Source organism: Sphingobacterium psychroaquaticum, from assembly GCF_900177625.1.
Taxonomy (GTDB): domain Bacteria; phylum Bacteroidota; class Bacteroidia; order Sphingobacteriales; family Sphingobacteriaceae; genus Sphingobacterium; species Sphingobacterium psychroaquaticum.
This window is the reverse complement of record NZ_FXAU01000002.1, coordinates 452,001-478,910: the sequence shown is the minus strand read 5'-3', so window position 1 is coordinate 478,910 and position 26,910 is coordinate 452,001. Positions and strand designations below refer to the sequence as shown.

Here is a 26,910-nt window from a genome sequence, read left to right as displayed (position 1 = left end):
AGCTTCTCTTTTTCCCTTTGATACTTTAGCCATCGTAATTGAAAAAGTATCTATTAAAGTTGGAAAGCAATGCATGTGAAAGCAAAGAAATACGATGTCATATATGCCGACCCACCGTGGCAATACAAGGTATGGAGCAAGAAAGGAGCCGGAAGAAGTGCGGAAAGTCATTATCAGACCCAAAGTCCTGAGTTTTTAAAGGGGATGAATATACAGGCTATTGCCGGAACCAATTGTATACTTTTTATGTGGGCTACTTTTCCCTGTTTGGAGCAGGCATTGGAACTCGGAAAAGCCTGGGGATTTACCTACAAGACCGTCGCTTTTACGTGGATAAAGACAAACCGGAACAATGCAACCATTTTTGCCGGAATGGGTTATTACACCCGTGCCAATGCGGAAATAGTTCTGTTGTTTACCAAAGGTAAGCCCCTTACCCGTCAGGCAAAAGATGTCCCGCAGGTACTTGTATCTCCACGGGGCAGGCATTCAGAGAAGCCCGATGAGATAAGAAAACGTATTGTCCGCCTGTTTGGAGAAGTGGACAGAGTGGAGCTCTTTGCAAGGCAAAGCCCGATGCAGGATAACGATAATACTTTTGAGGGTTGGGACGTATTCGGCAATGAAATAGATAATTCCATAGAAATCCCCGAATAACCATTACGCCAAATCCTACCTCTCAAAGCCAAACCCTGCCACATCTTTAAAGGGTCTTACCTACTGCTATAATTTTAGGCTTTACGCAAAATTCAAAACAAAATTATAGTATGGATACACAGCAAAAAGACCTATCGTATTTCAGATTACGACTGCAAGAACTACTAAACAGCAGCTTCCCCGAAAAGGCACACGACCAGAAATTTATTGAGCAGCGTTCATCGTGGGCTGCCAATGCCTACGAGGGTGCGTTCCGCTCCGGAAATGCTATCGACCAATGCAACGAAATAGCCAATTACATACTTTTCGAGGGGCTTCACTTTTCCAAGTTTGATACGGTTTTCCAAGTGGTCTGCAATGAGTTTGATACCCTGATGGCAGACGAGGAATTGCGACCGTTCGCCCTTAATATGCTCCCTGTCTGCGAGCCTGTTTTTTTAAGATATACACTAACCGATGATTTCGCCTACGGTTATGAGTTTGATTTACTCTATACCGAAATAACCGGAACCATCGCAATATGGATAACCGAAAATGGGCTTCAGTAAAAAGCAACATCTCCAACAGAACATTGATGCCCTGCAAATTGCTTTTAAACTGGAAAAGGAGAAACGACAAGCCACCGTAGGCGAAAGATTGCTAATGATGCAATACAGCGGATTTGGCGGTCTTAAATTCGTGTTGAACCCCATAGCGAACGAAATAGACATCAATAATTGGAGAAAAACAGAACACGACCTTTTCCCGATTACGCAGGAACTCCACCAACTACTCAAAGAAAATTCAGAAGACGAAAAGCAATACCGCAGGTATGTGGACAGTATGAAAAGCTCCGTACTGACGGCTTTTTATACACCGCCACAGGTCATAGATGCGATTTCCGCAACTTTGCGTGAAAGCGGTGTGAAGATTGATAAATTTCTCGAACCCTCCGCTGGTATCGGCTCGTTTATACAATCCTTTTCGGAAAACCAACAACCCAAAATTACTGCCTATGAAAAGGATTTGCTGACAGGTAAGGTTTTAAAACAGCTTTATCCCGAAAGCACTATCCGTATAAGCGGTTTTGAGGAAATCCCCGAAAAGGAACAAAACAGCTATGATGTAGTCGCAAGTAATATTCCGTTTGGCGATACCTCCGTATTCGATTTATCCTTTTCCCGAAGTAAGGACAATGCAAAAGTACAGGCTTCCCGAAGCATCCATAACTATTTCTTTCTGAAAGGAAATGATATGCTCCGTGAGGGTGGTTTACAAGCGTTCATTACCTCGCAAGGCGTTTTAAACAGCCCGAAGAATGAGCCGATACGGAGGGCGTTAATGGAGAACAATAATTTGGTTTCGGTTGTGCGGTTGCCCAACAACCTGTTTACAGATTATTCTGGTACGGAAGTCGGAAGCGATTTGATAATCCTGCAAAAGAATACGGAAAAACAAAGTCTGACTGAAACAGAAGAACTGTTTTGCCAAAGCAAACAGACCAAATACAATACGCCAAGCAATGCTTTCTTTCGGAATGGAACGAGAGTAATCCATACCGACCGTAAAATTGACACCGACCCCTACGGACAACCTGCAATCATCTATACCCATAAAGACGGTGTGGACGGCATTGCCAAAGATTTGAAGCAAATGCTTTCCGAAGATTTTGGAAAGCACCTGAATTTGGCTTTGTACAAAGGCGAACGCAAAAATAAACCTATAATACAAATTCCGGTTGAGCCAAAGGTAACACCTCCGGTTGTTGAACCCATAATCATTCAGCAAAAGCCACAACCTGCACCAACTGCGACAATTCATCAGGAAAGTCCGCAGGAACTGAAACAGTTAAGCATCTTTGACCTGTTTGAAAATGCGGGTGATCCTGTAATGGTGGTTGCTCCCCCCAAAAAAGCCACGCAAGCCAAAAGACAAACCGCTAAAAAAAGAGGTGGTACAATAGGTCGCCAAACTGACCTGTTCGGCGGTGGGATGCAACAACCTTATATACCGCCAAAATCTAACGGTACACCACCAGTAAATGGCAAAAAACAGGAAGCTATCGGCGATTTGTTTTCACAAGCAAACGGGAATGTCCAAGCGGACACGCCAGCCATTCCCAAAATGCCAATTAACACCATTCCCGAACCTGCTCCGTACAGTGGCGAACTGCAACCGTTCCACCGAAACGACTGCCTTGTCGTGGATAACGGTTGGGTCGGTCATCTGCAAGAAGTAGATACCGCAGACGGTACGGCTGTTTTTCATCCCTTGCAACTGTCGTCCTTGCAGAAAGCAAGAGCCGAAGCGTATATCGGAGTGCGTGATGTTTACCAACAGCTTTACAATAAAGAAGCGGAGCTTCAGACCGAACATAAGGAAGAAAGGGAAACACTTAACCGCCTTTACGATGCCTTTGTCAAAAGGTACGGAAATCTCAATAGTGCGGATAATATCAAGCTCATCAAAACGGACAGTGCAGGTAAAGAAATACCCTATCTGGAGCGTGTCGTTGGCGGTGTAATCCATAAAGCAGATATATTCAACCGTCCTGTAAGTTTTTCTACCGCAACCATTGCAACGGACAATCCCGAAGAAGCGTTATCGGCTTCACTGAACAAATATGGAAGCGTGGATTTGGACTTTATGTCCGAAATCAGCGGTATGCCTGCTGATGCTTTGAAAGAAGCCTTACACGGTCGCATCTACTACAATCCATTGCAAAAGGAATATGAAATATCTGAACGCTGGGTTGCGGGCAATGTAGTGGAGAAAGCCAATGAATTAAGAGATTACCTCGAAAGCAATCCCGATGATACCGAAGCCAAAGAAAGCCTTATCGTATTAGAGGAAGCCCGACCAAGACGTATCGAATTTGAGGAACTCGATTTTAATCTGGGTGAACGCTGGATACCCGCAGGTATTTATGCCCGATTTGCATCGCACCTGTTCGATGCGGAAGTCCGTGTACATTATTCGGATAGTGCCGATGACTTTTCCGTCACCTGCAAACAGAAGAACGTACATATCTGGGATAAATATGCGGTCAAAGCCAAAAGCCGGACGTATGACGGGATTGCTCTGCTGAAACACGCCCTTGTCAATACCACGCCCGATATTTCAAAGACAGTAGATGTAGATGGCAAAGAGGTCAAGGTGCGGGATATGGAAGCCATACAAATGGCGAATACCAAAATAGACGAAATCCGAACCGCCTTTACCGATTGGCTCCACGCCCAAAACGATGAGTTTAAAACAAAGCTTACCGAACAATACAACGATACCTTTAACTGCTTCGTCCGACCGAACTATGACGGCTCACATCAGGAGTTTCCGGGATTAGACCGTAAGGGATTGGAAATTGAAGACCTGTATTCGAGCCAAAAGGATGCCGTTTGGATGATAAAGCTGAACAACGGTGCTATCTGCGACCACGAAGTAGGTGCAGGAAAGACGTTGATAATGTGTACGGGTGCACAGGAAATGAAGCGTTTGGGCTTAGCCCACAAACCGATGATAATCGGACTGAAAGCCAATATACCCGAAATTGCCGAAGCCTACCGCACCGCCTATCCCCACGCCAAAATTTTATACCCCGGCATTGATGATTTCACGCCCGAAAAACGTCTGCGGATTTTCGGCGATATTAAGAACAACGAGTGGGATTGCGTGATACTAACACACGACCAATTCGGAATGATACCCCAATCGCCCGAAATACAAAAGGAAATTCTGCAAATCGAATTGGACAGCGTAGAGGAAAACCTTGATGTTATGCGAAGTCAAGGCGAAGACATAACGCAATGGATGCTAAAGGGAGCGGAAAAACAAAAGGAAAACCTCGAAGTAAAGCTGAAAACCCTGCAACACGACATTGAGAACCGCAAAGATGATATTGTGGACTTCAAAATGATGGGCATAGACCATTTGTTTGTGGACGAAAGCCACCAATTCAAAAACCTGACGTTCAACACAAGGCATTCAAGGGTTGCGGGATTGGGCAATCAACAGGGAAGCCAAAAGGCACTGAACCTGCTGTTTGCCATACGTACTATACAAGAGCGTATTGATGCGGATATGGGTGCGACCTTTCTTTCAGGTACAACCATTAGCAATTCGCTGACTGAATTATACCTACTCTTTAAATACCTGCGACCACGGGCATTGGCAAAACAGGGCATTAATTCCTTTGATGCGTGGGCAGCGATTTATGCCAAGAAAACAACCGATTATGAATTTTCGGTGGCTAACAATATCGTCGCAAAAGAGCGTTTCCGCTACTTTATCAAAGTGCCGGAACTGGCTCAATTTTACTCCGAAATTACGGATTACCGTACTGCTGAAATGATTGGCATAGATCGCCCCGAAAAGAACGAGATATTCTATAACATACCGCCTACGCCTGACCAGGAAGTGTTCATTCAAAAGCTGATGGAGTTTGCCAAAACGGGCAAAGGCGAATTATTAGGCAGGGAACCGCTATCCAAAAAGGAGGAAAAAGCAAAGATGCTCATTGCTACGGACTATGCCCGTAAGATGTCTTTGGATATGCGAATGGTAAGCCCCCATTACAAAGACCACCCCGATAACAAGGCTTCGCATTGTGCCAATAGTATTGCCAAGTATTACCACAAATTCAACGCACAGAAAGGAACGCAATTCGTTTTCTCTGATTTGGGAACGTACAAGCCTAACGAATGGAATATCTACTCCGAAATCAAACGTAAGCTGGTAGAAGACCACGGCATACCTGCACACGAAATCCGCTTTATACAGGAAGCGAAAAACGACAAGCAACGAAAGGCACTTATAAAGGGAATGAATGACGGTACAATTCGTGTGCTGTTCGGTTCTACGAGTATGTTAGGCACAGGCGTAAACGCACAAAAAAGAGCCGTTGCCGTACATCATCTGGATACGCCGTGGCGACCGTCTGACCTTGCCCAAAGGGACGGTCGGGCTATCCGTAAAGGCAATGAAATCGCTAAACATTTTAACAATAACAAAGTGGATATAATTATATATGCAGTAGAAAAATCATTGGACAGCTACAAATTCAACCTGCTGTACAACAAACAGCTATTCATTAACCAACTAAAATCCAACAATCTCGGCAAACGGACAATTGACGAGGGCAGTATGGACGAAAAATCGGGTATGAACTTCTCGGAATACGTGGCTATCCTTATGGGAAATACAGACCTGTTGGATAAAGCTAAAATAGAAAAGCAGATTGCGGGATTGGAGAGCGAACGGCAATCGTTCAACCGTTCAAAATCAAGTGCCAGATATAAATTGGAAGATTATACGGCAGAATTGAACAAAGCCCAATCCCGATTTGACCGTATGAGCCTCGATTGGAATAATCTACAAGGGCGTATCCAAAAACGTTATGATGGCACTATTGCCAACCTTATTAAATTGGACAGCTTGTCACCCAATGCGGATATAAAACAAATCGGAGCAAAACTCAATCAGCTTGCGGACAAATCCCGTACAGGTGGGGATTATGAAGAAATCGGAAGCCTTTACGGTTTTCAGCTTTTGGTAAAAACGGAAATGTCGCAAAAAGAGGGCGTGGATATTCGGGTAAACCGTTTTCTGATACAGGGCGAGGGCAATATCAAATACGCCTACAACAACGGTATCATCGCTAAGGATGAGAAATTGGCATCTATGAATTTCCTCAACGCATTGGAAAAACTGCCTGCCTACATTGAAGAGGAGCAGAAGAAAATTGCCGAAATTCAAAAGGATTTACCTGTTCTGCAAGAAGTGCTGAACGGTGCGTGGAGCAAGGAAAGCCGATTGAGCGAATTGAAAACGGAGCTGGCTGCTGTTGAGCGGAAAATACAATTATCGCTCACGCCCGAAACAAAAGGAGAACCTGCGGAACAAGCCGAAGAAAAGCAAGAAACGCCAAAGATTTCAGAAAGTATTGTCCGTACAAAAGGTGTTCATATGCCAAGAGGGATATTGTAAGGATCTTAGTTTATCCTTTCGTCATCTTCATCCATCTTTCTGATCAAAGCGTCACGTAAGCTGTCAAGGAATTTAGTCCGGTTTATTTTTCGGGATTTAAGTTCCATAAATGTATGATAGAAATCGCCCAAACTAATATTGAAAGTGTTTTCAAATGTTTTGGCGATAGCTATTATATCTGCATTTCCAAAAGCACCTTGTGAATGCAGTGCATAAATCAATTCGGTTAATGCAGTTTTGCTTTCTGTCCAATTTAAGGAAGAACGGTAAAGTGATTTCTGCTGATTGTTATTATTCAGTTGGTCTTCAATATAAACTTGTATCAGGTCATTAGCTATAATCTTTGCTGCCTTATAGTCGTGAGAGGTGGAAAATCTATGATCAGTTTCAAAGTAAACCGTATCCAATGTCAGTTTTATATCGTGTCTGCCCCGAAGGAACAGCTTTTCATCAATAAATGAGTTGTTAGTGCGGTAATATTTATAAAATTCAAGATTATTGTCAAAATACCTTTTTAGCTTTTTCAATTCTTCATTGAGGTATTTCCTGATAGCTTTTGTATCGTTTGGTTTCTTTGTTTCGATTTTGTAAATGGCATTGTAGTAGATGAGCTTTGCTACAATAGCAGGTTTTTGATGTTTGAAAAAATGAATTTCAACGTCAGTATTCTTAAATCCGTTCTTCAAAACGTACTCTTTTACTTCAGACAAAGAGCCAACAATAAGTTCTATGATGATTTCAATACGTTGTATGGAATAATCCGATTCAATTTCAATATCCTGAATATCGTGTTCAAGTTTGTGTAGTATTCTGTTATAGGTTATATCCATAGCTTTTATCAAATGTGAGAAAATAGACCAATGCATTTAAGAAGCTTTATCTGGACTCTTCAATAGCTTTTAGTAATTCCTTAATCTCTAAAGGCTTTAATACTCCATTATATCTGAATAGAACCTGATATTTACTATCCAGTAAAACCCAGGTCGGGAAACCTATATTCTCTGATCCGTTCAGGGCAATAGCAAGTTCGTGAATACCTGATGATAATCCTGTAGCTTTGTATTGAAAGGTCTTTTGGTTAAATACAATAGAGTCCTTACTTTCGGCATTGAATATTATATAATAGAAGTTATCCGCTTGTTTCTGAAAGTCTTTGTTTTTTGCCAATTGGTTTTTCTGCATCTGGCAGTATTTACACCAATCGGTGGAAAGCAGTATAAGTATTGGTTTCTGCTTGGTTTGCATAATGCTATCGACATCTTCAATAGCAAAAGATTCTGTTTGGGCGGTAGCGATACCACCCAAACAGAAAATCATAATAATAACTAATCCAAATCTCTTCATTCTTGAACGCTCAATTAAAAAAGGTTGTAGCGGAAGCCCAAAAACCCTCTTATTCCTTGGTTGGGACCATATACATAAGATGGGTCAAATGTTAATCCGTAAGGATTATCCGGTGTTACCATCGCCTGTCCGTTACCATCAAATTGTACATTTTGGTCAAAAGGATCATTGGCTCTTGCTATGATAAACGGATTTCCTTTGTTGGGAGTCCAGTTCAAAAGGTTTTTAACACCACCATATATTTCTATGTTCTTTCCGATTTTCTTGGTTAATTGAATATTCTGTATGCTCCACCAAGGAGAATATTCACTACGTGGATCAGTATCGCTTAACAGTGGTAAACGCATCGGGCCATATAAGTTTCCTGTATAGTCAATCGTCAATCCGATATTTCTAAAAGTATAACCAATGTTCCATGTTCCTGTAAATTTCTCTGTAAATAATTGTCTTACTTTTTCACCTTCTTCTTTACTGTACACATCCATTGCCGTGGCTCCTGCTAAAATTTTTAATCCATTAGGAAAAACAACATCAATGTTTAAGGAAATACCTTGAGATACAGCGTGTCCGTCTAAGTTATCATAGATGATCTTATTTGGATCTGTATCATAATCAGCTATAATCTTGTTGGTAAAATAGGTATAGAAAGCAGTAGCATCTAAACCGATAAAGGTGTTCCCTGCGTTTATCTTTTTTACAAAGTTCAGGTTACCATTCCAGGAAGTTTCCGGTTTAAGATCGTTGATAAAAACTACTTCCCTTGCACCGGTCAGTGCAGCGTGATCTTCCGTAAACACATTGGCTACACGGTAACCGTTACCAAAACCTAAGCGTAAAACATTGTTTTTATTTTCAGAACTCCATTTATAATTCACACGAGGGGTAAGGATACTTCCGTGAAGCGAGTTATAGTCATATCTCATCCCCAATAATACCTTGTTATTGTCATTAAATGTTATCTCATCCTGTATAAATATTCCTGGCAGATTGGTATGTGTCGGTTTGTTTTTGTCTAAATCTGCTGCATCAGCGGTTGCTGGTGTATTATCATCATAATAAGTGTAACGGTATGCAAGACCTGTCAATAAATCGTGTTTTCCCAATGTTTTAAACCACGTCAACTGTCCAAAAGCTATTTTCTGGTCAGCCATATAGGGAGTGTTTCCATAAACTGAATTTTGATCGTGTCCGTTAGCACTGAATTGGAAAAATATCTTTTCACTTACAGGAAGCTGATAATTTCCCATAAGCTCCCAACGGCTGGTATAAATGCTTTCTCCATACACTTCATCACCACCTCTGTATTTCTTTTCCCAATTCATTTCTCCACCCCAACGGTCTTCATATACGTATCTTCCTGCCAGAGTAAAAACCCTATTGTCTTTTCTGTCAAAGCTCCATTTATTGAATACTGAAATTCGGTTTTGCAAGGTAACATCCGTAAAGTTGTCATTGTTATTGTCAATAGGGTTGCTGTAATTGAAATAGTTTACGCCTAAAAGCGATTGAGCTTTTTTCCCTACGGAAAATTTGGCTGCTAAATCTGCATTTACCTCTGCCCAAGTCGTACCAAATACATCGGCTGAAATGATAGGAGCATTACCCGGTCTTTTTGTAATAACGTTAATCAGACCACCAACAGCCTCACTACCGTACAGGGTAGAAGCGGGTCCTTTTACTACTTCGATACGGTCAATCAGGGCTTGCGGTATTCCGCTTAATCCGTACACAGTTGATAGACCACTGACAATAGGCATTCCGTCTATCAATATCATTGTGTAAGGTCCTTCCAATCCGTTGATATGAATATCGCCCGTATTACAAACATTACAGTTTAGCTGCGGACGTACACCATTTATATTTTGGAGTGCATCAAAGAGCGAAGGCGTAGGATTAGCCTTGAAGAATTTTGAGGTATAAACTTCTACAGGCACAGGGCTTTCCAGTTTGGATACTTCTTTCATTGTTGCTGTAATAACAACTTCTCCTAATTCACTTGATTTTTCATCAAGCGTAAAGTCTTTAGAAACAGATTCACTGTTTACTGTTATAGTTTCTTTGTAAATACTATAACTGATATGGTTTACTTCAATTTCCCAAGTTCCAAAGGGTACGTTTTCCAAAACATAATTTCCCTGATTATCCGAAGTTGTTCCAATTTTTAATTTTGGAATACGGATAGATGTTGCGTCGAGAGATGTACCTGTTACATCTGATATTTTACCGGATATTTTACCTGTTTGGGCTATTGCACAGACAGAGAATAGTGCAAAGACTATACTGAGTAAATGTTTCATTGATATTTTAATTATTAAATGATTATTGAAAAGTTTAAAAATGTTAAGAGTAGGATTACGTTTATGGGCTATTGGGGTAATGGAAAAGGTTTGTATCTCTCATATTGTTTTGACTATCTATATTTAAAATTTAGTCTTGCAAAATTAGTAAGTTAGATGATACTAACAAAATAATTTCTAACTTTGTTGTTAGGTAGCACTAATATTTGATACTTTTGCCTTATGATATCACATACGGAAGAAAATTACCTGAAGGTTTTATATAATTTGACCAGCTTAAAAGGAGAAGCGAGTGTCAACGACATCAGTAAGCAGTTGGATATTAAAATGCCTACGGTAAACAGTATGATGAAAAGGCTGGCAGAAAAGGAATTGGTAGTTTATGAAAGTTACAAACCACTGAAACTAACTGATGAAGGAAAAAAACTGGCAGCACTCATTATAAGAAAACACAGATTAACGGAAATGTATCTGGTTGAAAAGATGGGATTCGGCTGGGAACAAGTTCATAATATAGCGGAACAGATAGAACATATTCAAGCACCCGAATTTTTTGAAAAGATGGATGAATTACTCGGCTTCCCGAAAGTAGATCCACACGGTTCGCCTATCCCCGATGCCGAGGGTAATATTGCATCAGATAGTTACGTTAAATTAAGCGATTGCAAAGTTGGTGATACGGTTACTTTTATGGCAGTACAGCCGTCTTCTGAAGATTTATTAAAATTCCTGACCAGCCGTGAACTTTCTTTAGGGCTTGAACTCAAAATAAAGCAAATTGAACCTTTTGATGGTAGTATGGCTATAAGCTATGGTAGTAAGGAAAACGAGATGCTAAGCAGCAAAGTTTGCGATAAATTACTTGTGAGTAAGAAACGTAAAAAGAAATAGCTGAACCTCATTTGTAATTTCGGTTCAGCTACGATTCAATGCAATAAGTCAATCGGTTTATTTCTTCAAAACAACTGTCCTTTCAATCGAAGTATTTTCGCCCATTAAAGCATTTCCTGAAGCATCCACCAAAGTCAGCTTTATCCTGTTTTCGCCAAGTGGTAAGCCCTCTATTTTGTATGGTTGCCAGTTGTCCAACATAAACGATTCGCCGTTGATTTCCGCCTTGACTTTATTTCCATCTTTAGAAAGTTCAGTGTTCAGTATATAAAAATCTAAAAGCACAGCTTTGGTGTCGTTTCCTGTATATTCACCTTTCGGACGGCTGTAAAACAACATAGGTGTTTTGGGTAATTCCAATTCCTGAAACTTACCGTCTTCGGTTATTTTAAAACGTTTCAATACGAAAGCACCGGATTCTTTTATGGATTCGTGGTAAGATCGGGAAAGGAAAGACAGCAGGTAATGTTCTGTACCTTTTTTCAATTTCACATCGTGTGCCGGTTTGTACAAAGCTGTATAAGGAGAGTTGTCCAAAATAAAATGGATATGCTGTCCGTCGTGCGAATTTGCCAGATGATGTGTGTTATGGTCTTCGGTAGCTTCGGTAAGCGTAAAGTTTTCGATACCATAATTCACTTTGAATAAAACTGAATCAGGAGAGCTTGTTTCTGTTGTTTGAATATCCGATATTTTCAGTGTTGCTCCCGGAAAGGCTTTGGAGTGTTCCACGGGAGATACCAAAATGCTGTTTTCTTTTATTTCTTCAGAGGTTTGATTCTTGTTTTCTTTTTGTGTTTTATTGTTACATCCCGCCAATAACATTATTCCAATGGCACTTATTCCTATAAATCTGATTTTGTAATTCATTTTCAAAATATTTTAATTAAACATTGCTTTCCTGTAATTGAGAAAGTTCATTTTCAATTAGCTTCCTTTTCTTATATTTTACCACAAACTTCGTGTAAACAAAAACAACAGCAAACACAACACCTGTCATTAACGCCATACATCCGGCAATGGAAGCATTGAGCCAATACGCCAGCCAATATCCGGTAAATGAAACCAGGATACCGATACCGACAGTAATAAAAAGCATTTTCTTTAAGTTTTCCGTCAGCAAATAAGCCGTTGCAGGCGGACCAATAAGAAACGTAATGACCAATATCGCACCAACGGATTCAAACGCACTCACAGTTGTAAAAGACACAGCCGCCATCAGCAGGTAGTGCCATAATGCAGTAGAAATCCCGATCGCAGATGCAAATGACGGGTCGAATGAAGTCAGTTTCAACTCTTTGTACCCGAAATAGATAAACAGTATAACGAGCAATAACACTACCGAAAGTATGTACACAGGTTTGGGACCAATACTTGTGCCATCTGGAAGTATCCAAAGATTAATGGGAACATAAGCGAGTTCTCCATAAAGAACACAATCCTGATCCAGATCAATTTTTCCGGCAAAGGTGCTGATGAGTATAATGCCCACGGCAAACATAAAAGTAAACACAATCCCGATAGAAGCATCCGTCTGTAAACGGGCTTTACGGTGTAGGTATTCAATAATGAAAGTAGCCAGTAATCCCGTGGCTCCCGCACCCAAAAGCATCGGAAGCGTATCTCGACTGCCACTCCATAAAAAAGCAATGACAATACCCGGCAATACAGCGTGGCTAATAGCATCGCCTACCATACTCATTTTGCGAAGCACCAAAAAACTACCCAGCAATCCGCAGGAAATAGCGACCAATGCCCCCGTTAATATAATCCAAAACGCTATCATTTTTTCAGTTTTCTATTATTTCGGAATTACAGTTCCGTGCGGATCTGTTTCCGGGTTCTCCAAATATTTTTCTAATTGTTTTTCCAGTTCGGGTGTGATGTAATGCTCCATTTCTTCGGCATTATTGTGTACGTGGTCAGGAGCTATGTCCATATAATTGGTCAGATATAATTCCCATAAGCGATGCAACCTTACTATCTTTTTTGCTTTTTCAAGACCGCTTTCAGTCAGTTGCCAATTTAAACTATCCTTTACCACCAGATTTTGACGATTTAGTCTGTTCAATCCCGATTTCAATTGAGCCGGGTGCATTTTTCGGAAATCCAACAGTTCATCTACAGTTCTTTTTTTGCTAAAATCATTTCCTTTTTCACCGATTTGATAAAACAGTTTCAATATATTTTCATCCATCATTGTACGACTGTTTTTATTTCGCTTCATTGTTTTGGGAACAATTCCCAAGGGAGCAAAAAAGAAAGAAAAAAAGGCAATCAATGACGAAACTACTACCATCCACGGTCCTGTAGGCATCGCCGGAGCGATATAGGAAATATAAGCTCCAGCCAATCCTGATACAGCTCCGAATATAGCTGCCAATCCAACCATCCGCCTGATATTATGTGTCCAGTATCGTGCGGCTGCGGCTGGTGTAATCAACATCGCTGCCATCAAAACCACGCCTACAGCAGTAATTCCCGTTACCACAGCCAACACGGTAAGGCTGGTCAATAAAAGGTCTAATTTCCGAACGGGCAATCCCAATACTTCGGCATAATGTTCATCAAAAGCGATAATGGTAAATTCTTTGAAAAAAGCAAGTGTAGCCACAATCAACACTACGGCAATAATGGAGAACGTTATCAAATCGCTACCGACCAGCGTAGCGGCTTTCCCGAATATAAAACGATCCAGACCACTCTGTGCAGCATTACCTGATTGCTGTATGTAAGTCATCATAACAATACCCAGGGCGAAAAACACGGAAAGCACCAACCCGATGGCGGCATCTTTTTTGATTTTTGATTTAGCGGTAATGTAGTCTATAGTAACCAATGATAGCCATCCCGATGCAAATGCACCGATAAGCATCACGGAAATATTTTTAGTCCCTGCAAATAGAAAAGCGGCACAGATTCCCGGTAAAACCGAATGCGAAACGGCATCACCCACAAGAGATTTTTTTTTCAATACAATAAACGAACCTACAATAGCAGCACTTACCGAAAGCAGAATGCTCCCGAGTACAACGTAATTGATGTTAGGGTCATTGAAAGAAAAGAAGTTGATTAAATTATCCATTGCCTTGCGTATTATCCTTTTTCGGAAAATTTATCTTTAGCCAATAAATCACCGGCTTCTGCCAATATAGACAAACGTGTTCCATACGTTTTTTTGAGCAATTCGGGGATATAAACCTGTTTTACAGGACCAGAAGCCACCAATCGCATATTGAGCATTACGAGCCAGTCAAAATATTCGGTAATGGTATCTAAATCGTGATGTACTACAATGACGTTCTTTTTAGCATTGACCATCTCACGCAGTAACGTAATAATAGCTTCTTCAGTAGCCGCATCTACGCCTGCAAAGGGTTCATCCATCAGGTAAAAATCGGCTTCCTGTGCCAAAGCACGGGCAATGAATACCCGTTGCTGTTGTCCACCCGAAAGTTGTGAAATCTGCCTTTTGGCAAAATCGCTCATTCCCACCTTTTCCAGACATTCCATTGCTATTTTTCTGTCCGAACTGCGTACGTTGCGAAGCATTCCGATCTTGGCATAGCGTCCCATCAGCACTACATCGAGTGCCGACACCGGAAAATCCCAATCTACCGACTCCCGTTGGGGAACATAGCTTATACGGCTTCTTATTTCGTCCAGGTCTTTTCCGAATATTTTCACGTAACCACTCGACAACGGAATTAAACCCATTATGGATTTGAGCAAAGTGGATTTACCGGAACCATTCGGACCAATGATACCCGTAATGCTACCTTCGGGCAAACTAAAATCAACACCCCAAAGGGCAGGTTTGCTGGAATAACTTACGGTAAGGTCGTGTACTTCCAGTACAGGATTTTCAGATTGAATAATCATTTTATTTACTTTTTTAATGCGGTTACGATGGTGTTCACATTGTGTTTCACCATTCCGATGTAAGTGCCTTCGGGTGTGCCTTTTGCACCCATTGCATCTGAAAAGAGATTGCCTCCGATGGTCAGTTTTTTCCCTTTATTATTCACACCTTCCACCACAGCTTTGAGTGATTTGTCCGAAACGGAACTTTCCACAAATACTGCGGGAATATCATTTTTGATGATGTAATTGACTAAATCGGTCACATCCCGCAAACCTATTTCGGACATAGTGGATATACCTTGTAATCCTCTAACCTCAATTCCATAAGCCTTTCCGAAATAGCTGAATGCATCGTGTGCGGTAATCAGCACCCTTCTGTTTTTTGGAATGGTTGATATTTCTTTTTTTACCCATTGGTCAAGTTCGTCCAATTCTTTCAGGTATCTATCCGCATTTTGCTGATAATAAGCGGTGTTTTCTGGGTTAAGTTTCATCAGGCTTCTTAAAGTTACTTCCGCAGCCTCTTTCCAAAGTACCACATCAAACCAGATATGTGGATCATAGGTACTCTCGGAAACCTTTAATACTTTGGATACTGTGATAGAATCTCCCAATGCAATCACAGGTTTTACGTGTGTTTGCTTTTCTAATATTTCTCCCATTTTACCTTCCAGATGCAGACCGTTATAAAAGATATAATCTGCATCCATTATTTTTTTTAGGTCGCCCTGACTGGCTTTGTACAGGTGAGGATCTACTCCGGGTTGCATAATGGCTTCAACTGTTGCAGAATCGCCGGCTATGTTCTCTACTATATCGGCTATCATTCCTGTTGTAGTCACAATGTAGGGTTTTCCTTTTGTTGCAGATTTTTTGGAATCCTCACAGGAAATGATGGTAACCAACAAAGTAAAAATGCTTAAATAATATGCGTATTTCTTCATCTATCTGATTTTTAGACTCAATTCTTTAAACTAAAATTTAGACAAAGTTAATAAAAAAGTTAGACTGATATAACAATTAGGTGCTAATATTCTATATTTGCTATTCATAAAATCAATTCCCCAGACTCTGTTTCAAGAGTTGTTCAATTATAATATGCTGATACTATATGGAAGAAAAAAACGAATTGACAACTGCCGAAAAAACGTATCTGTTAAAGATGTATCGGGTTTTAGCAACAGATAGCAAGCGTATTTCCACCTCACAAATGGCAAAACTGCTCGAAGTAAAAGCTCCCTCTGCTACCGATATGCTGAAAAGACTGGCTGCAAGGGGCTTGGTATCGTACAGCAAATATTATGGCTGTGAAATGACGGAGGAAGGCATCCGAATAGCTTCAGTTATTTCGAGGCAACTAACATTGACACGAAAATTTCTAATTCAAAAACTGGATATGAATGAAGAGGACAGCCAGCGTATTGCAGAAAAAATAATTACGCTGAATGAACCTGTATTATTTAAAAAGATAAAGCGAGCACTAATTCTTTACAAAAGATAGATTAAAGGGATATTTAGCCCCATCCGAACCAACGTTTCTTTTTTACATTTCTGTAATTGATATGTGCATCTTTATTCTTCAACTGATGGGCATAGTCGCCGCTTTCAGGGTGCAATGTCTGCCAGATAACATCCCATCCTAAAAAGCCGCCTACATTTCTGTCGTCTATAAAAATGTCGGCATTAATCTTTCGGCTGAAATCTCCCTCGACTGTTTCTCCGGGAAAGTTTTCATTGACAGCATAAAATACCATTCCGTTTTGCCTGCAAAACTCAACTGCTTCCTCCAGCTCTTTTCCTTTTCTGTATGTCCACAATATCAACCGGTGTCCTTTTGACTGGAATGCTTTTAGCGTAGCAAATGCAAACATCATTTCGTTACCGATGACGGGGTATTTATGCTCTACAATAGTACCGTCAAAGTCAACGGCGATTACTTTTCCTTTCGTGTCAATAAGGTTCATTTCTTGCTGTATTTTGCTCTAAGTTTTATTTTTTCCGTTTCCCGCTCAATTAGCAGACGGGCTATTGTATGTCCTGAAGACTGCTTTCCTGCATCCAGTGCCAGTGCACTTTTTACATTATCTTCAGAAACATCTATGCGGTACAGGATGCTCAGCAACCTGTTGAAGTCCGATTGTATCAGATGGTTTAAGTAAAATACCAATGCTTCAAACTGTTCCTCTTGGGAATGCTTCGCAGAAACTTCATCAATCTGAAGTTTATCGGCAATTAAAAGGATTGGATAATCGTTTTTTGTCATTTTTTGTCTTTGATAAATTTATAGGTTCTTGACGGGCAGTCAAACTGCTTCAATTTCATTTCAGTACCATCAAAAAAACCGAATGTGAAGTGCTGTATCCAATCTCCGAGGTTGATGTATTCAGATCTGGTATTGAGCTTTACCTGTAAAGGAAGATGCCTGTGTCCGAAAACAAAATAATCGTAATGTTCCATTTCCAGTTTTCTTTTTGCATACTGAACCAGCCATTCCTTTTCTTCTCCAAGAAACTTTACATCTTCGTTGCCTGAAATGAGCTTGTTCTTTACGGACAGGTATTGAGCTAATCGAACGCCTATATCGGGGTGCAACCAGCGAAACAATCTGATGCAGAACGGATTTGTAAATACTTTCTTCAAGCGTTTATATCCTTTGTCATAGGGACCCAAACCATCTCCGTGACCGATGAAAAAACGTTTTCCGTTAATAATAAATATTTCCGGTTTATGAAAAACTGGAATGTTAAGCTCTTTTTCAAAGTAACCGTCCATCCACATATCGTGGTTGCCCGCAAAAAAATATACAGGTATGCCACTGTCAGTTATTTCTGCCATCTTTCCGAGCAACCTTACAAAGCCTTTTGGAATGACCGTTTTGTACTCAAACCAGAAATCAAATATATCCCCCAACAGGAAAACAGCTCCTGCATCATTTTTTACAGTATCCAGCCAGTCAACAAAAAACAGTTCCCTCCGGCGGCTTTCCTCATAAGATGGTGCTCCCAGGTGAATATCCGAAGCAAAATATATCTTTTTGCCATTTCCTAAAATGATGTGACGGTATCCTGTTTTCAAACATTGTTCTTTTTTAAACTACCGTTTTGGGTTGTATGTATAAACTCTTGCCCAGCTTCACGGCATTCATCTGATCGTCCAAAGCATAGGTTAACGGCTCGCCGGTTGCGATTTCCCTTTGTAAGATTTCTTCAGGTGAAAGATGTTCCAGGTACATTATTAAAGCTCTCAAACTGTTTCCGTGTGCAACAATGAGTACATTTTTATGCTGCTGCAACTGTGGCTGTACGAAGTTTTCAAAATACGGTATTACACGGTCGTAAGTGTCCTTTAGGCTTTCTCCGCCGGGCGGGGCTATATCAAAAGAACGCCGCCATATATGTATCTGCTCGGCTCCGTATTTTTCGGCTGTTTCGGCTTTGTTAAGCCCTTCAAGCATTCCGTAGGAACGTTCGTTCAATGCACCGTCGATAATAACGGGCATATCTGTTTTACCTGTTTCATTCAGAATAATTTTTAAGGTATGCTGTGCCCTGATGAGCTTTGATGTAAACGCCACATCTACTGTTTCATCTTTTAAAGCTATTCCTGCCTGTTTGGCTTCCTGTTCCCCAAGTTCCGTGATGTCCACATCCTGCCAACCCGTAAAGCGGTTTTCCAGATTCCATTGCGATTGCCCGTGTCGGACTAAAAATAATTTTGTCATAGTCTGTTTGATTTATTGATACTTAACTAATGCCTGCCCCTTTATTTCTTCATAAAAAGTTCCGTTTTCATACACAAGATGCCCGTTTACAAATGTGTGGGTACCCTTGATTGAAATACAGTTCCCTCCATTGGCGACCAGCCACATTTATACAAAGTATTATCTCTGCTAACTTTCCACTTGCTGTCCATATCCACTATCACCATATCTGCGGCATAACCTTCCCTGATAAAGCCCCTGTCTTTGATCTGATAAAGAATAGCAGGGTTGTGGCACATTTTCTCGGCAATTTTTTCTATCGGGATAATTCCCTGCATATAAAATTCCAGCATAATGTTCAGCGAATGCTGCACCATTGGAGCACCTGACACTGCGGTAAAATAGTTGCCATCTTTATCTTCAAGTGTGTGCGGTGCGTGATCGGTGGTAATCAGATCAATGTGGTCATCCAAAAGAGCTTGCATCAAGCCTTTCCTGTCATTTTCAGATTTTATAGCTGGATTCCATTTTATCAATGCCCCTAAACGGTCATAATCCTTTTCCGAAAACCACAGGTGCTGTACGCAGACTTCGGTCGTGATTTTCTTGTCTTTCAGAGGGATGTCATTTCGGAACAAGCGTGCTTCTGCCGATGTGCTCAAATGCAGGATATGAAGGTGTGCTTTGTATCTCTCTGCCAATGCGATAAAATCTTTGGTGGCTTCTATACAGGCGTTTTCACTTCGTATGAGTGGGTGCAGATGAAAAGGGATCTGTTCTCCATACTGCTGTTTATACACTTCTTCGTTTGAAGCAACGATGGTTTCCTTTTCGGCGTGTACGGCAATGATACATTTGCAGTTGGCAAACAACTTGTCCATTACCTGCGGATTATCTGCAAGCAAATTCCCTTTCTTTGTAAAATACAAGCCGTCGTCTGACACCGCTAAAAACTGTGCGATATCCATCTGAATTATATCATCAATATTATCTGCATTCACGCCCATAAAAAAGCCGAAGTTTGCCAGGGATTTACTTTGTGCTATTCGGTATTTTTCTTTCCAAATGTCCAGCGTAAGCACATTGGGTTTCGTGTTGGGCATATCAATAAAAGAGGTTACGCCACCAGCAATTGCTGCCTTACTCTCGGTGTAGAGGTCTGCCTTGTGCGTAAGCCCCGGATCACGGAAATGAACCTGTGCATCAATAATGCCCGGTAACAGATATTTACCGTTGCCGTCAATGGTTTTTATATCAGGAAAGGCAGTTGCAGAACCTATCTTTTGGATTATTCCATTTTCAATGAGTAAGTCAGCAATAGTAATCTGACCTTCATTGACAATACTTATATTTTTTATTATCGTTGGCTGCACAGTCTTAATCTTCTATAAATTCCATATTCCGTTGGCTTCCGTCAATATTACCGGTGCACCATCCGTCACGACAATGGTATGTTCGTGCTGGGCTACATAGCCTCCTTTGTTTCCTACCAGTGTCCATTCGTCCAGTTTTGGGTTATCCAATACGGCTAATGTTGAATGCGTAGCTATGAAGGTTTCCACTGCAACGACCGAATTTTTCCTGAAACGGCTGAAATTCATTTGATCCCGATAATTGGGTATGGACGGCTCTTCGTGCAGTTTTTTTCCAATGCCGTGTCCAGTAAGGTTGTGTATCACTTTGTAGCCCCGTTTATCGGCTTCCTTTTCTATGATATACCCTACGTCTTTTATCCGTACACCTCCTTTGATATTACTAATGGCTTTCTTCAATATCTGCTTGGATGCCTCTACAAGGGAATTGTGATTATGAATATCTTGTCCCAATACAAATGAGCCTCCGTTATCCGCCCAAAAGCCATTCATTTCGGCAGATACATCTACGTTCACCAGATCACCGTCTTTTAATATTTTTGATGCTGAAGGGATACCGTGTGCCACTTCGTGGTTGACACAGATACAGGTACAGCCCGGAAATTTATAGGTGGAGTATGGAGCTGATTTAGCCCCGAAGCTGTAAAGCATCCGTGCTCCGAAATCATCCAGCTCTTTGGTGGACATTCCCGGCTTTGCGTAGCTCTGCATCGCCCTTAAAGTAAGGGCAACCGCTTTGCTAACCGCCTGCATCCCGATCATATCGGTTTCTGCTGTTATTGACATAACTTATTGTGTTAATGGTAAAAATTTATAGTCGATAGTGAACCATTCACTATCAGCTTCCGCAAGCGATACATTCCTCCGGATTGTCCAGCGAGCAGGAAATATCTGCCTGTTTCTCTTCTGCCGATTGCACGCTTTCTACAGTAAATTTGATAGCGTCTGCCGCCGCTTTGGTACGCAGGTAGTACATTCCTGTTTTCAGACCGCTTTTCCAGGCGTGAAAGTGCATTGAGGTGAGCTTCGCCATATTCGGTTCCGCCATAAACAGGTTCAGTGACTGTGACTGGCAGATAAACGCACCCCGGTCTGCTGCCATATCCACAATGGTTTTCTGCTTGATCTCCCATACCGTTTTGTATAGCTCTTTTAAATCATCCGGAATTTCGGCGATGTTCTGTACCGAACCATTTTCGGCTATCAGCTTGTTTTTCATTGCAGGACTCCACAGCCCAAGTCCTGTAAGGTCATTAAGCAGATGTTTGTTCACCACGACAAATTCACCTGAAAGTACACGCCTGTTGTACACGTTGCTGGTATAGGGTTCAAAGCATTCGTTGTTGCCCAATATCTGCGAGGTAGAAGCCGTTGGCATTGGGGCAAGCAACAACGAATTGCGTACGCCAAATTCCATTACTTCTCTCCGCAATCTGTTCCAGTCCCAACGTTCCGAAGCTGTTACGTTCCAAAGGTCAAATTGGAATTTGCCTTCGGACAAAGGCGAACCTTTGAAGCTCTCGTAAGCACCTTGCTCTTTTGCCAATTCCATAGAGGCTTCCATTGCGGCAAAGTATATGGTTTCAAAAATGTCGATATTCAATTGCTTGGCTTCTTCACTTTCAAATGGCAACCGCAACAGGATAAATACATCTGCCAATCCTTGTACACCCAAACCTATCGGACGGTGTTTGAAATTGGAGTTTTCGGTTTCGGGTACGGGATAGTAATTGCCGTCTATGACTTTATTCAGATTTCGGGTAACGATTTTAGTTACCTCATACAGTTTCTGAAAGTCAAAACCATTTTCGGAAACATAGCGAGACAATGCCAGCGATGCGAGGTTGCACACGGCTACCTCATCTGCATTGGTGTACTCCATTATTTCCGTACACAGGTTGGAACTGCGGATGACACCGATATTCTTCTGGTTGGATTTTTCATTGACGGCATCTTTATAGCACATATAGGGCGTACCTGTTTCAATCTGGGCTTCCAAGATGGCATTCCAAAGTTCACGGGCTTTTACCTGTTTTCGGTATTTCCCTTCAGCTTCATAATGCTCATAAAGTTCTTCAAAGGCATTGCCGTACACATCGTATAATCCGGGCGTTTCATTGGGGTCGAACAAAGACCAGTCGGCATTGGCTTCAACACGCTTCATAAAGAGGTCGGGTATCCACAGTGCAGGAAACAGATCCCTTGCCCGCATTTCTTCCTTGCCGTGGTTTTTGCGGAGGTCGAGAAAGTCAAAAATATCGGCGTGCCACGGTTCCAGATAGACCGCAATCGCTCCTTTGCGTTTGCCGCCGCCCTGATCCACGTACCGTGCCGTATCGTTAAACACACGGAGCATCGGGATAATGCCGTTGGAAATACCACCCGTTCCTTTGATATAGCTGCCTGTTGCCCTTACATTGTGAATGCTCAGACCGATGCCTCCGGCAGACTGTGAAATCAGAGCACAACGTTTCAAAGTATCAAAAATTCCTGCAATGCTGTCCTCGGTCATACTCAAAAGGAAACAGGAAGACATCTGCGGTTTGGGTGTGCCAGCATTGAACAACGTGGGCGTGGCGTGGATAAACCATTTCTCGCTCATCAGGTTGTAGGTTTCTATGGCAGCTTTGATATCCTCTTTGTGAATGCCGATGGCTACACGCATAAAAAGATGCTGCGGGCGTTCGGTTACTTTGCCATTGGTTCGGATAAGGTAGGAACGTTCGAGTGTCTTAAATCCGAAGTAATCAAAATTGTAATCCCGGTCGTAAATGATGCTGCTGTCGATCTCATCGGCATTTTTGCGAATGATGTCGTACACTTCTTTTGATAACAGCGGTGCGTGGCTATCCGTTATCGGATCTTTGTATTCATACAGCAGTTTAACCGTTTTAGAAAATGACTTTAAAGTATTTTTATGCAGGTTACTCACGGCAATACGGGCAGCAAGAACTGCAAAATCGGGGTGTACCGTGGTATAGGCAGCCGCAGTTTCGGCGGCAAGATTGTCCAGCTCGGTAGTGGTTACATTATCATAAATGCCCTGGATAACCTTTTTGGCTATCTCGATAACATCTTTTTCTGTTACAGAAAGCCCGTACACCAATTTATGTACCCTTGCCGTTATCTTGTCGAAATGTACGGCTTCCTGTTTTCCGTTTCTTTTTATTACATACATTGAGTTGCGTTGAATTATGTTGTTACCTAAATTTCATTTTATAGTGCGTGTTTACCTTGCCTTTGAGTACCTGTTTTAATTTGGCTTCCATCAGCTTTTTACTCAAAGGCTTTACACGGTCTATATAAAGTATGCCCTGCGTATGGTCGTATTCGTGCAGGATGACACGGGCGGTCATTCCGTTGAATGTTTTTCTGACGGTTTCAAAATCCTGATTTTGATATTGCAGTTCCACCGACCACGAGCGGATTACTTTTCCAGAAAGAAAGGGCAGGCTCAAACAGCCTTCGGTTTCTTCCCATTTGTTTTCAGAAAGACGAATGATTTCGGCATTGATAAAAACTTCCCTTATGCCGGTATCGCCTTCTGTAAAAATTGCTTTGCGTTCGGCTTCATCCATATTATCATACAAAACCTTGCTGTCTGCTACGAAGAGTTGGAGTGATTTTCCGATTTGCGGTGCAGCCAATCCGCATCCCTGGGCTTGCTCCATTGTTTCCCACATATCGGCAATAAGCTGATGGAAGTCAGGAAAGTCTTTCCCGACTTTCTCTGCCTCGGTTTTCAATACCGTATTTCCATATCCGTAAACCGCTAATTTCATTTTTATATATACTGTTAAAAATCCTCATCCAGTGAAAAGCTGTTATTTTCTTTTGCTCCCTGTGCTACGCCTGTCTTCTGATATTCACCCACACGGCGTTCAAAGAAGTTGGTTTTGCCCTGCAAGGAAATGAGTTCCATAAAGTCGAACGGATTGGTCGCATTCCAAACTTTTTTACAGCCCAATGCAACAAGCAATCTGTCCGCTACAAATTCGATGTACTGGCACATCAGCTCTGCGTTCATACCGATCAATCGAACGGGCAAGGCATCGGTCACAAACTCTTTCTCAATGGCTACCGCATCTACGATGATTTCCCTTACGGTTGCTTCCGGCAATTTGTTTTGCATATGATTGGTATAGAGCAGACAGGCAAAATCACAATGCAATCCTTCGTCACGGCTGATAAGCTCATTGGAAAAGGTCAACCCCGGCATCAATCCCCGCTTTTTCAGCCAGAAAATGGAGCAGAAGCTACCTGAAAAGAAAATGCCCTCCACCGCAGCAAAAGCGATCAATCGCTCGGCAAAGTTTTCGCTCTCAATCCATCGTAAAGCCCAATCTGCCTTTTTTCCTACGCAGGGTATAGTTTCAATAGCGTGTAACAGGTAATCTTTTTCCTTTGGGTCTTTTACATAGGTGTCAATCAATAATGAGTACATCTCTGAATGGATGTTCTCTATCATAATCTGGAAGCCGTAAAAGCAGCGTGCTTCTGGATATTGTACTTCCTGTATGAAATTGACCGCAAGGTTTTCATTCACAATACCGTCACTTGCTGCAAAAAATGCGAGCACGTGCGATATAAAATAGCGTTCGTCTTTGTTCAGCTTGTTTTGCCAATCATTCATATCCGGCGACAAATCCACCTCTTCGGCAGTCCAAAAGCTGGCTTCAGCTTTTTTGTAAAACTGCCAGATGTCATCGTGCTGAATGGGAAAGATTACAAAACGGTCTTTGTTATCTTGTAATAGTGGTTCAATCATTCCTGCTCATTCTTCTGACAAATTCATACAACAGACGTACAGGTACAGCAGTAGCCCCGCTTTGTCTGTAACCTTTAGCTTCTTTGACAAATGCTGCTCCTGCAATGTCCAGATGTACCCACGGATAATCCGTAAAATGTTCAAGGAAAATAGATGATGTACTTACTCCGCCAATCGGACCGCCAAGATTGCTCATATCGGCAATCGAAGATTTTAATAAGTCTTTGTATTCTTTCCAAAGAGGCAATTGTAGTAGGCGTTCGTAAACCTGTTCGCCGACTTCTCTTAGTTCATCTATTTTCTCCTGATTGTTTCCCAATACGGCTATGCCGAACGAACCCGTAATGGCAGCCGAAGCTCCTGTTAAAGTTGCCATATCAATGACCAGTTCCGGCTCAAATCTTTTGGCATAGGTCAAAGCATCTGCCAAGACCAAACGCCCTTCGGCATCGGTATTCTGCACCTCAACTGTTGTACCGTCCATCATCGTAATCACATCATCTACCACCAAAGCATTGGCTGAAATTTTATTGTCTGTGGCAGGCACAAGACCAATTACGTGATAAGGCAGTTTGTTTCCGGCAATAGCAGCCACTGTTCCTAAAACGGCTGCTCCACCTGCCATATCGCATTTCATTGTAAGCATATTGCCACTGATTTTTAGCGAATAACCACCTGTATCGAACATCACGCCTTTGCCCACCAATACCAATGGCTTTTCATTAAAGGCATTTTCGGGCTTGTAATGGAAAATATTGAACGTAGGTGGTGTTTCCGAACCTTTGTTGACTGCCAACAAACCACCCATTTTCAGCTCCTGTATCTTTTCTTTGTGCAGGATTTCTGTTTCAAAACCGAACTGTTTTCCTACATCGGTGGCTACCTCGGAAAACCGCAGGGCATCCATATAGTTGACAGGTTCGTTCACTAAGGTTTTTGTCAGCGAAACGGCTTCTGCAAGCATTTTCAGTTCTTCAATCTTGACTTCGGGAAATGAACGCCTGCGGATATAAACCGCTATCGGTTGTACTTTCTTCTTTGCTTTGTATTTGTCAAAATCGTAGCTACTCAAAAGCATTCCTTCCAGAAAAGCATATCGCTGGTCTTCTGTAAGCTCATCCAATCCCCGCAGCCTTGCTGTCTGGCTTTGTTGCTTATTTAGGGAAGCATACACAGAGGCTCCCGCCAAGCGTAATGCTTCTTTTTCTCTGTCTGGTGCTACGGCGATAAAGTTTCGTTGTTCTCCAAGTGTGGTAATGACAGTCGTTTTGTTTTCAGAGAATGCCTTGTCTATATTTTGTGCTAATGAGCTTTGAAATTCAAATCGGTCTGCCTGCTCTTTGGTTACAATAAGTACAATGTTATCAGCCTCGTCGGGGACATCTTCTTTTTTTGCGTAGGGTATAAAGTTTATATATAAGTAATTATCCTGCATTTTGTTCTTTCAATTTTGCCGTTACCGTTTGTTGTCCGGGTGTCCAACCACAACCTGTCAATTCTTCTGTCTGCAAGGCATCCAATACACGGATTACTTCGCTTACATTTCTGCCTACATTCATCGGATATGCACTTACCCATTGGATAATTCCTTTTGGATCTATAATGAAAGTAGCACGGTAGGCTACCTTTTCGTTGCAGTCCAAAATGCCCATTTCTTCAGCTAATGATTTGGAAGTGTCTGCCAGCATTGGAATGGTAAGGTTTGCCAAGCCAGGGTGATTTTGTCGCCATCCTAAATGGACAAATTCGGTGTCGGTGGATGCACCTATTACTACTGCATTACGTTCTGCAAATGCTGCGTTGCTGTTGTCGAACTCGATGATCTCGGTTGGACAAACGAATGTAAAATCCTTTGGCCACCAGAACAGCACGGTCCATTTTCCCTGCTGTGATGCGTGCCCTTGGTTAATATCCGTAATTTCAATTCCGTTATCGGTGGTCACTACGGCTTTCTTTACAAAATCAGGTAGCTTATCGCCAATGGATAGTATCCCTTTCTGTACCAATTGCATCTGCTGATTGTTCATTAATTTCTTTACTGAATTGCACATAATC

The 26,910-nt window shown here is 41.6% G+C and carries 24 protein-coding genes; 5 read left to right on the top strand and 19 right to left on the bottom strand.

What is annotated here, in order from left to right:
• The first annotated feature begins 69 nt into the window (after positions 1–69).
• The 3 genes from B9Y69_RS07515 to B9Y69_RS07505 all read left to right on the top strand — a co-directional run bounded on the left by B9Y69_RS07515 (position 70) and on the right by B9Y69_RS07505 (position 6,618).
• Entirely contained in the window at positions 70–657 is a 588-nt protein-coding gene (locus B9Y69_RS07515; RefSeq protein ID WP_034727136.1) for an MT-A70 family methyltransferase, read from the top strand.
• Between the two features lie 110 nt (positions 658–767).
• A complete protein-coding gene (locus B9Y69_RS07510) occupies positions 768–1,205 on the top strand; it encodes a DUF1896 domain-containing protein (protein ID WP_034727139.1) in 438 nt (145 codons plus the stop codon).
• A complete protein-coding gene (locus B9Y69_RS07505) occupies positions 1,192–6,618 on the top strand; it encodes an N-6 DNA methylase (RefSeq protein WP_034727143.1) in 5,427 nt (1,808 codons plus the stop codon). Before B9Y69_RS07510 ends, B9Y69_RS07505 begins: the two co-directional genes overlap by 14 nt.
• Before the next feature lie 5 nt (positions 6,619–6,623).
• Here the strand turns inward: B9Y69_RS07505 and B9Y69_RS07500 are convergent, their stop codons facing one another.
• From B9Y69_RS07500 to B9Y69_RS19370, 3 genes are read right to left on the bottom strand one after another with little or no spacing between them, the layout of a single operon-like run.
• Positions 6,624–7,448, bottom strand: a complete 825-nt coding sequence (locus tag B9Y69_RS07500; RefSeq protein WP_034727146.1) for an RteC domain-containing protein — start codon at positions 7,446–7,448, stop codon at positions 6,624–6,626.
• 46 nt (positions 7,449–7,494) lie between these two features.
• Positions 7,495–7,962 (bottom strand): thioredoxin family protein, encoded by a 468-nt coding sequence (locus B9Y69_RS07495; RefSeq protein WP_034727149.1) that lies wholly within the window; start codon positions 7,960–7,962, stop codon positions 7,495–7,497.
• Between the two features lie 14 nt (positions 7,963–7,976).
• Positions 7,977–10,259: a TonB-dependent receptor gene (locus B9Y69_RS19370; protein ID WP_034727151.1), complete on the bottom strand. Its 2,283-nt coding sequence runs from the start codon at positions 10,257–10,259 to the stop codon at positions 7,977–7,979.
• A gap of 222 nt (positions 10,260–10,481) precedes the next feature.
• On the opposite strand from B9Y69_RS19370, the gene B9Y69_RS07485 reads away from it, so the two are divergent.
• Positions 10,482–11,150 (top strand): metal-dependent transcriptional regulator, encoded by a 669-nt coding sequence (locus B9Y69_RS07485; RefSeq protein WP_034727153.1) that lies wholly within the window; start codon positions 10,482–10,484, stop codon positions 11,148–11,150.
• Between the two features lie 57 nt (positions 11,151–11,207).
• On the opposite strand, the gene B9Y69_RS07480 is transcribed toward B9Y69_RS07485, so the two are convergent.
• From B9Y69_RS07480 to B9Y69_RS07460, 5 genes are read right to left on the bottom strand one after another with little or no spacing between them, the layout of a single operon-like run.
• On the bottom strand, positions 11,208–12,020 hold the full coding sequence (locus tag B9Y69_RS07480) for a hypothetical protein (protein WP_228384045.1): 813 nt from the start codon (positions 12,018–12,020) through the stop codon (positions 11,208–11,210).
• A 16-nt stretch (positions 12,021–12,036) separates the two neighbouring features.
• Positions 12,037–12,936 carry a metal ABC transporter permease gene (locus tag B9Y69_RS07475; RefSeq protein WP_034727157.1) on the bottom strand — a complete coding sequence of 300 codons (900 nt, stop codon included), beginning with the start codon at positions 12,934–12,936 and terminating at the stop codon, positions 12,037–12,039.
• Between the two features lie 15 nt (positions 12,937–12,951).
• The gene (locus B9Y69_RS07470; protein ID WP_034727160.1) at positions 12,952–14,235 is read right to left on the bottom strand and encodes a metal ABC transporter permease; all 1,284 of its coding nucleotides are present in this window, start codon (positions 14,233–14,235) and stop codon (positions 12,952–12,954) included.
• Positions 14,236–14,246: 11 nt separating this feature from the next.
• Positions 14,247–15,032 (bottom strand): metal ABC transporter ATP-binding protein, encoded by a 786-nt coding sequence (locus tag B9Y69_RS07465; RefSeq protein ID WP_034727163.1) that lies wholly within the window; start codon positions 15,030–15,032, stop codon positions 14,247–14,249.
• Between the two features lie 5 nt (positions 15,033–15,037).
• Positions 15,038–15,958, bottom strand: a complete 921-nt coding sequence (locus tag B9Y69_RS07460) for a metal ABC transporter solute-binding protein, Zn/Mn family (RefSeq protein WP_034727166.1) — start codon at positions 15,956–15,958, stop codon at positions 15,038–15,040.
• Positions 15,959–16,125: 167 nt separating this feature from the next.
• On the opposite strand from B9Y69_RS07460, the gene B9Y69_RS07455 reads away from it, so the two are divergent.
• Complete coding sequence (locus tag B9Y69_RS07455) at positions 16,126–16,515, top strand: metal-dependent transcriptional regulator (RefSeq protein ID WP_034727167.1); 390 nt, start codon at positions 16,126–16,128, stop codon at positions 16,513–16,515.
• Positions 16,516–16,528: 13 nt separating this feature from the next.
• Here B9Y69_RS07455 and B9Y69_RS07450 read toward each other — a convergent pair whose 3' ends face one another.
• From B9Y69_RS07450 to B9Y69_RS07400, 11 genes are all read right to left on the bottom strand, one after another.
• Positions 16,529–16,978 carry a BT0820 family HAD-type phosphatase gene (locus B9Y69_RS07450; protein WP_034727168.1) on the bottom strand — a complete coding sequence of 150 codons (450 nt, stop codon included), beginning with the start codon at positions 16,976–16,978 and terminating at the stop codon, positions 16,529–16,531.
• Complete coding sequence (locus B9Y69_RS07445; RefSeq protein WP_034727169.1) at positions 16,975–17,277, bottom strand: hypothetical protein; 303 nt, start codon at positions 17,275–17,277, stop codon at positions 16,975–16,977. The genes B9Y69_RS07450 and B9Y69_RS07445 overlap by 4 nt, the downstream gene beginning before the upstream one ends.
• On the bottom strand, positions 17,274–18,089 hold the full coding sequence (locus B9Y69_RS07440) for a UDP-2,3-diacylglucosamine diphosphatase (RefSeq protein WP_232789357.1): 816 nt from the start codon (positions 18,087–18,089) through the stop codon (positions 17,274–17,276). The genes B9Y69_RS07445 and B9Y69_RS07440 overlap by 4 nt, the downstream gene beginning before the upstream one ends.
• 13 nt (positions 18,090–18,102) lie before the next feature.
• Positions 18,103–18,735, bottom strand: a complete 633-nt coding sequence (locus B9Y69_RS07435) for a 2,3-bisphosphoglycerate-dependent phosphoglycerate mutase (RefSeq protein ID WP_051891230.1) — start codon at positions 18,733–18,735, stop codon at positions 18,103–18,105.
• A gap of 86 nt (positions 18,736–18,821) precedes the next feature.
• On the bottom strand, positions 18,822–20,087 hold the full coding sequence (locus B9Y69_RS07430) for a dihydroorotase (RefSeq protein WP_232789358.1): 1,266 nt from the start codon (positions 20,085–20,087) through the stop codon (positions 18,822–18,824).
• A gap of 12 nt (positions 20,088–20,099) precedes the next feature.
• A complete protein-coding gene (gene map, locus B9Y69_RS07425; RefSeq protein ID WP_034727172.1) occupies positions 20,100–20,873 on the bottom strand; it encodes a type I methionyl aminopeptidase in 774 nt (257 codons plus the stop codon).
• 52 nt (positions 20,874–20,925) lie between these two features.
• A complete protein-coding gene (locus tag B9Y69_RS07420) occupies positions 20,926–23,265 on the bottom strand; it encodes a ribonucleoside-diphosphate reductase subunit alpha (protein WP_034727174.1) in 2,340 nt (779 codons plus the stop codon).
• Positions 23,266–23,287: 22 nt separating this feature from the next.
• Positions 23,288–23,869: a peptide deformylase gene (gene def, locus B9Y69_RS07415; RefSeq protein ID WP_034727175.1), complete on the bottom strand. Its 582-nt coding sequence runs from the start codon at positions 23,867–23,869 to the stop codon at positions 23,288–23,290.
• 14 nt (positions 23,870–23,883) lie between these two features.
• Positions 23,884–24,855, bottom strand: coding sequence for a ribonucleoside-diphosphate reductase small subunit (locus tag B9Y69_RS07410; RefSeq protein ID WP_034727177.1), 972 nt, complete (start codon positions 24,853–24,855; stop codon positions 23,884–23,886).
• On the bottom strand, positions 24,848–26,290 hold the full coding sequence (locus B9Y69_RS07405) for a leucyl aminopeptidase family protein (RefSeq protein ID WP_034727178.1): 1,443 nt from the start codon (positions 26,288–26,290) through the stop codon (positions 24,848–24,850). The genes B9Y69_RS07410 and B9Y69_RS07405 overlap by 8 nt, the downstream gene beginning before the upstream one ends.
• Entirely contained in the window at positions 26,280–26,906 is a 627-nt protein-coding gene (locus tag B9Y69_RS07400) for a peroxiredoxin (RefSeq protein WP_051891231.1), read from the bottom strand. Before B9Y69_RS07400 ends, B9Y69_RS07405 begins: the two co-directional genes overlap by 11 nt.
• Positions 26,907–26,910: the final 4 nt, after the last annotated feature.